This is a genomic window from Actinoallomurus acaciae (assembly GCF_042429965.1).
GTDB lineage: Bacteria > Actinomycetota > Actinomycetes > Streptosporangiales > Streptosporangiaceae > Actinoallomurus > Actinoallomurus acaciae.
Genome location: NZ_JBHLZP010000545.1, coordinates 1 through 5,252, shown reverse-complemented (window position 1 = coordinate 5,252; position 5,252 = coordinate 1). Strand labels below are relative to the sequence as shown.

At 72.7% G+C, this 5,252-nt stretch carries 7 protein-coding genes and 1 pseudogene; all 8 read left to right on the top strand.

What is annotated here, in order from left to right:
- On the top strand, positions 1–840 hold an 840-nt coding region (locus tag ACFFNX_RS41395; RefSeq protein WP_378211655.1), incomplete at its 5' end, for an ABC transporter permease.
- Positions 841–940: 100 nt separating this feature from the next.
- Positions 941–1,204 (top strand): UBP-type zinc finger domain-containing protein, encoded by a 264-nt coding sequence (locus ACFFNX_RS41390; protein WP_378211654.1) that lies wholly within the window; start codon positions 941–943, stop codon positions 1,202–1,204.
- A gap of 198 nt (positions 1,205–1,402) precedes the next feature.
- Positions 1,403–1,912 carry a VanZ family protein gene (locus ACFFNX_RS41385; protein ID WP_378211653.1) on the top strand — a complete coding sequence of 170 codons (510 nt, stop codon included), beginning with the start codon at positions 1,403–1,405 and terminating at the stop codon, positions 1,910–1,912.
- A 222-nt stretch (positions 1,913–2,134) separates the two neighbouring features.
- Positions 2,135–2,956, top strand: a complete 822-nt coding sequence (locus tag ACFFNX_RS41380; RefSeq protein WP_378211652.1) for an STAS domain-containing protein — start codon at positions 2,135–2,137, stop codon at positions 2,954–2,956.
- A complete protein-coding gene (locus ACFFNX_RS41375; protein WP_378211651.1) occupies positions 2,953–3,327 on the top strand; it encodes an STAS domain-containing protein in 375 nt (124 codons plus the stop codon). The genes ACFFNX_RS41380 and ACFFNX_RS41375 overlap by 4 nt, the downstream gene beginning before the upstream one ends.
- Positions 3,324–3,752, top strand: coding sequence for an anti-sigma regulatory factor (locus tag ACFFNX_RS41370; RefSeq protein ID WP_378211650.1), 429 nt, complete (start codon positions 3,324–3,326; stop codon positions 3,750–3,752). Before ACFFNX_RS41375 ends, ACFFNX_RS41370 begins: the two co-directional genes overlap by 4 nt.
- A 55-nt stretch (positions 3,753–3,807) precedes the next feature.
- Positions 3,808–4,854, top strand: coding sequence for a SpoIIE family protein phosphatase (locus ACFFNX_RS41365; protein WP_378211649.1), 1,047 nt, complete (start codon positions 3,808–3,810; stop codon positions 4,852–4,854).
- Positions 4,851–5,252: pseudogene (locus tag ACFFNX_RS41360) on the top strand (hypothetical protein); the annotation flags it as partial. The gene ACFFNX_RS41365 and the pseudogene ACFFNX_RS41360, both read left to right, overlap by 4 nt.

Genomic DNA, 5,252 nt, shown 5'->3' with positions numbered 1-5,252 from the left:
GGCGTACGCGCGGTCACCGCGATGGTGCCCACCTCGATCCGCGTCGGCCGGGGAAGGTACGCCGCGCAAGGAGTCACGCCCGCCGGACTGACCGAGACGATCGACCCCGGGGTGCGCGCCGGCTCGCTCGACCGGCTGGCGAGGGGCGGCGTGGCGGTCAGCGCGACCGCGGCCGGGCACATGCACGCCCGCCTCGGCACCGAGTTGAACGTCACGCTCGGCGACGGCACACCGCTGCGTACGCGGGTGGCCGCGATCTACGGTCGCGGGCTGGGCTTCGGCGACGTGCTCCTCCCGTACGACGTCGTCGCGGCGCATGTCGACGACCCGCTCCCACGGCAGGTGCTCGTCGCGGGCGGCTCGGCGGACGCGCTGCGGCGCGCGGTCGCCCGCTACCCCGGGGTCCGGATGTCGCCGGCCGCCCAGGCGGCGGGACAGCGGAACAGCACCGAGGTCAATCTGGTGATCATGGGCCTGATCATCGCCTTCACGGCGATCGCGGTCGTCAACACGCTGGCGATGGCCACCGCCGAACGGTCCCGGGAGTTCGCGCTGCTCCGCCTGGTCGGCACGACCAGGCGTCAGATCCACCGCATGCTCCGCCTGGAGACCCTGAGCGTGACGCTGACCGGTGTCGTGCTGGGCACCGCCATCGCGCTCGGCACACTGTCGGCGTACGGCGCCGGGATGACCGGATCGGCGCGGCCGGCGTTCCCGCCGCTCGCCTACCTGGGAGTCGTCGCGGCCGTGGCGGTCCTGGCCCTGCTCGCCACGGCGATACCCGGCCGGCTCGCCCTGACCGTCCACCCGGCGGAGGCGCTGGGCGCGCGGGAGAACTGACCCGCGAGGGGAGTCCGCTGGTGCCGGGGCGGGCCGTGATGAGACGCTGGGAACGCCGCCGGCCCGCCGGGGCCGGCTCGAGTACGAGGACGGTCGCGCGATGTCCGAGACCTGCCCGCACGTGGTCACGCTGCCCTCCGGCGTGACCCCGTCCACCACGGCCGGCTGCGAGGACTGCCTGCGGACCGGATCCCGCTGGGTGCACCTGCGCGAATGCCTGAGCTGCGGGCATATCGGCTGCTGCGACTCCTCGCCCAACCGGCACGCGCGGGCGCACGCCGACACGGCCGGCCACCCGGTCGTCCGTTCCTTCGAGCCCGGCGAGGACTGGCGCTGGTGCTTCCTGGACGAGACCTTCGTCTGACCAGCGCGTACCGTCAAAACGTCGCCGGAACGTACGGATCACGCGAAACCAGAGGCGGCCGGGACGGATAGGGCGCCCGCGATTGGGGATTGCTAGGGCGTGTCCACGACGAAGCAATCGCCCGAGTCCCGGAAGCCCACGTCGAAGACGGACTCGTCCCGGAGAGCCGGACGCCGGCCCGCTGTGAAGAAGACCTCCATGCCCTCCACCGGCAAGCGCCGCGGCGGCGCCACCAAGAACAAGAAGAAGAAAACCCGGTCCTTCTCGTCGTACCTGGTGCGCGGCCTGTGGATTCTCGCGGGCCTCGTCGGCGTCGTGGCCTTCGCCTGGGTGACCAGCCGGCTCACGCTCCGGCCGGAGCCGGGCGCCGGTAAGTACGTGCACGACAACACCCATCCCGGGCAGACACTCCGGCTCTACCTCGACCAGCCGAGCGTCAAGGCCGCGCTGCTGGAGATCGGGGGCAACATCGTGCTGCTCGCGCCGCTCGGCGTGCTGCTGCCGGTCCTGTCCAACCGCTTCCGCGGGCCGCTGCGGATCCTGCTGACCGTCGGGCTCGTCTCGCTCTGCATCGAGACCGTTCAGGGCACGATGATCACCGGCCGCGCGTTCGACGCCGACGACATCATCCTCAACACGCTGGGCGCCGTCGTGGCCTACCTTCTGATCGGCCGCCGCATCTCACGCTGGGCCCACCGCGCGGCCTGACGCGCGTTGTAGGTGCCGATTCGATACGATTGTCGCTTGGCAAGCTTTTTCCGTGATCCTGGATACGGGACGCCGTTCCGGCCGTGGCCGGCGGGTGACTCCGGCAGGTCCGCGGGGGCCGATCCAGGCGGGCGTGGGGGCGCCGGCTCCGCCGGTTCGATCATGTGACCAGGGAGAATGCGGGTGACTTCGGTGGGTTCAGACGGGTCCGGGGCTGCGTCGGTGGCGCAGGTACTGGAGGCGCGCGGCGAGCAGGTGGCACAACAGTGGGCGGATCTGCCGCTCTTCCGCAACGTCTACACGACCGGCCGTGACGCGGCCGTGGCGGCGGCGCACCGGCTCGCGCAGGCGCTGGCCGAGGTCGCCCGCCACGAGCGGCTCGACGACACGTCCGCGCCGGGCTTCGAACGGGTCCGGCCCCACCTGGCGCAGACGATCACGGCGCGGACCCGGTCCGGCGCCACCCTCCAGCAGATCACCGCCGAGGTCGCGCAGCTCAGGCGTCCCGTGCTCGAGATCGTCGCCCGCGAGCCGGAGGGTGCCGACGGCGCGGTGCCGCTGGCGGCCGTGGAGCTCATGGCGACCCTGCGGGTCGTGGTCATGGAGATCGCGCTGAGCGAGGGCGCCGATCTCATCGACCGGCAGCGCCAGCAACTGCTCGAGCTCTCCACCCCGGTCATCAAGCTGTGGGACCGGGTGGTCGCCGTGCCGCTGATCGGCACTCTGGACAGCGCCCGTACGCAGGTGGTGATGGAGGCGCTGCTGGAGGCCATCGTCGACCAGAACGCCGGAATGGCGATCCTCGACATCACCGGCGTGCCGATGGTCGACACCGTCGTCGCGCAGTACCTGCTGAAGACCGCGATGGCGGTGCGGCTCATGGGCGCCGAGTGCGTCATCAGCGGCATCCGGCCGCAGATCGCGCAGACCATCGTGCAGCTGGGCATCGACCTGGGCGACATCACCACGCGTGCGACGCTGGCCGACGCCCTGAGGTGGGCACTGGAGAAGGCCGGCGTCTCCGTCGTCACGAGGCAGGGGTGACCGCGGGGACCGGCGCGGAGCGCGTCTCGGTCCTGCGGATGGACGACATCCTCATCGCCGCCATCCAGCAGGAGCTGACCGACGAGTCCGCGCTCACGCTCCAGCGGGACCTCACCGAGATGGCCGCCGCCGGCGCCCGCGGCGTGGTCATCGAGATCTCCGGCGTGGAGATCGTCGATTCGTTCCTCGCCCGCGTCCTGTCCGAGATCGCGGCGGCGACGAACATGCTCGCGGGCCGTACGGTGGTGGCGGGGATGCGCCCGTCCGTGGCGATTACGCTGGTGGAGATGGGGCTCAGCCTGCGCGGGCTGGAGACGGCGCGCTCGCTGGAAGACGCGATGTCGCTGTTCCGGGAGCAGGCCGGTCGATGAGCCCGGACGAGGTGACACGGCTGGAGATCGGCAGTGACGTGCAGATCGCCGGGGCGCGCCAGGCCGTACGCGAGGCAGCGGTCGCCGCGGGCTTCAGCCTGGTCGAGCAGACGAAGATCGTCACAGCCGCGAGCGAGCTCGCCCGCAACACGCTGGTGCACGGCGGCGGAGGGCACATGGAGCTCACCGTGGTGGAGAACTCCCGTGGCCGCGGTATCCGGCTGACCTTCACCGACGACGGGCCGGGCATCGCCGACGTGGAGGCGGCGCTGTCCGACGGCTACACCACCGGCAGCGGCCTGGGCCTGGGCCTCGGCGGCGCGCGCCGTCTCATGCAGGACTTCGTCATCGAGAGCAGGCCCGGCGGCGGGACGACCGTGACGGCGGTCTCCTGGTCGCGTACGGCCCCGAGGGTGCCGCGATGAGCGAGCGAATCAAAGAACACGCGCGCCTGGTCTCTCCTCCGACGAAGGAGGGCTCATGAGCGGCCGCGTGATGGTCACCGAGGCGTGGGACGTCACGGTGGCCGACGACAGCCAGGTGCACGGGGCGGCCGCCGCCGCGTCGGCCGCCGCGCTGGCCGCCGGCCTGGACCCGAACGACCTCGCCACCTGCGAGCTGCTCGCCACCGAGCTGGCCACCAACCTCGTGCGTCACGCCGTGGGCGGACGGCTGCTCGTCAACGTCTTCGGCCGGGGAGCGGTGCAGCTCGTCGCGGTCGACCGCGGTCCCGGCATTCCGGACGTGGCGGCGTCGCTGGCCGACGGCTTCACCACGAACTCCTCGCTGGGAGCGGGGCTCGGAGCCTGCCGTCGCGGTGCGTCGCAGTTCGACCTCTACAGCCGGGTCGGGCAGGGCACCGTCGCGCTGGCGCGTGTCGGCCCGGCCGCGGCGGAACCCTCCGGGCCGGTCGAGGTCGGCGGCGTCATCAGTCCGCACCCGGACGAGTCGGCGGTCGGAGACGGTTTCGGGCTGGCCTGGGACGGCGACCGCATGACCGTCGGCGTCGTCGACGGCCTGGGCCACGGCGTCAAGGCGGCGGAGGCCCGAAGCGCGGCGCTGGACCTGCTCGAGCGCCAGCCCGCCCTGGACTCCGCCGGGCTGCTCAGCGAGATCGACATCGGCCTGCGGGTCACCCGGGGCGCCGCCGCGGCGATCGCCCAGATCGACGGCTGGTCGCGCCGGCTGAGCTTCGCCGGCATGGGGAACGTCACGGGCCGGCTGTTCCGGCCCGGCGCCGATCAGGCGCTCGTCTCCCGGCCCGGGATCCTCGGCGCAGGCCACGGCCCCCAGATCGCCACCCGCGTCCGGTCGCACAGCGTCGTCTCGGCGGACTGGCAGGCGCCCGCCGTCCTCGTCATGCAGACCGACGGCATCACCAGCCGCTGGGACCTCGCCGACTATCCGCGTGCCGACCACCATCATCCGGCGATCCTCGCGGCCCTCATCTGGCGCGACGCCCTGCGCGGCAACGACGACGCCACGGTTGTCGTCGTCCGGACGGCACCGGAGAATGGGTCTCGATGAGCCAGCGGATCCACGAGGGGCCGGTCACCGACCCGGCGGCCGCCCTGACGGCCGTCGCGGAGGCCATGAGCCGGTTCGGCGTCGCCGCCGACGAGCGACCCGGGTTCCTCGCGACGGTCGCGCAGGCGGTGCGCGACCATCACCCCGGCGACCGGCTGACGTTGACCGTCGGCGACTCGCGCCTGCGGGCGACCGTGGGCGGCGGGGGAGGAGACCGCACGGCCACGGCGCCGATCGCCGCCGACGGCGGTCACGGTGACGACACCGCGCTGCTCGACCTCATCATCGAACAGCACGAGGCCCTCGGCTGGCACCGGCAGGAGCTGGAACAGACCAACCAGGGCGTGCTCGCGCTCCACGCCGCGCTGGCCGAGACCACCGAACGGCTCCGCGACGCC